2 tRNA genes and 2 rRNA genes are annotated in these 793 nt (G+C 44.1%); all 4 read left to right on the forward strand.

The features are described 5' to 3' along the window. Positions 1-52, forward strand: a 16S ribosomal RNA gene (locus tag WS40_RS10890); the annotation flags it as partial. A 149-nt stretch (positions 53-201) separates the two neighbouring features. After that, positions 202-277 (forward strand) — tRNA-Ala (locus WS40_RS10895). 49 nt (positions 278-326) lie between these two features. Then, positions 327-403: transfer RNA gene (locus WS40_RS10900), tRNA-Ile, on the forward strand. Positions 404-562: 159 nt separating this feature from the next. Then, positions 563-793: ribosomal RNA gene (locus WS40_RS10905) — 23S ribosomal RNA — on the forward strand; the annotation flags it as partial.

Consider the following 793-nt stretch of genomic DNA (forward strand, 5'->3'; position numbering starts at 1 on the left):
GAAGTCGTAACAAGGTAGCCGTATCGGAAGGTGCGGCTGGATCACCTCCTTTCTATGGAGAACAGAGAAGGAAAAGAAAACTTCTCATAAAATAATTCTCCGGTCAGCAAAGGTTTAAGGAAAGTAGTTTTTGTTCAATTTTGAGGATGCTGGAAACAGTATCTTTAAAACAGCACAATGGAGTACCTAGTCCCTGCATATGGGGGTGTAGCTCAGCTGGGAGAGCACCTGCTTTGCAAGCAGGGGGTCAGGAGTTCGATTCTCCTCATCTCCACCAAGGGACGAAGGAAGACGAACAGCTTGAGTGCCGTTATGTAAAGCATAATGGGCGCATAGCTCAGGTGGTTAGAGCGCACGCCTGATAAGCGTGAGGTCGGTGGTTCGAGTCCACTTGTGCCCACCAGCAAGAGAGATCTTGCAAGGAACGAAACTTGAAAATTGAATAATGAAAAGCAAAAGTAATGCAAATGAGGAAAAATGAACGACAATAACGAAAGTTAAAGTCGGGTAAAAAACCTGCAATTAGCATAAAAATTAAGAGGATTAGACATAATTCAAAAATGGTTAAGCTAAGAAGAGCGTAGGGAGAATGCCTTGGCATTAGGAGCCGATGAAGGACGTGATAAGCTGCGATAAGCTGCGGGGATCAGCAAGTATGAATTGATCCGCAGATTTCCGAATGGAGCAATCCGTATGTGTATGCACATACATCATATACTGAATCAAATAGGTATATGAGGGGAACCGCCTGAACTGAAACATCTAAGTAGGGCGAGGAAGAGAAATCAACCGA

Origin of the sequence: Ruminococcus sp. N15.MGS-57 (assembly GCF_000980385.1) — a bacterium.
Taxonomy (GTDB): domain Bacteria; phylum Bacillota; class Clostridia; order Oscillospirales; family Ruminococcaceae; genus Hominimerdicola; species Hominimerdicola aceti.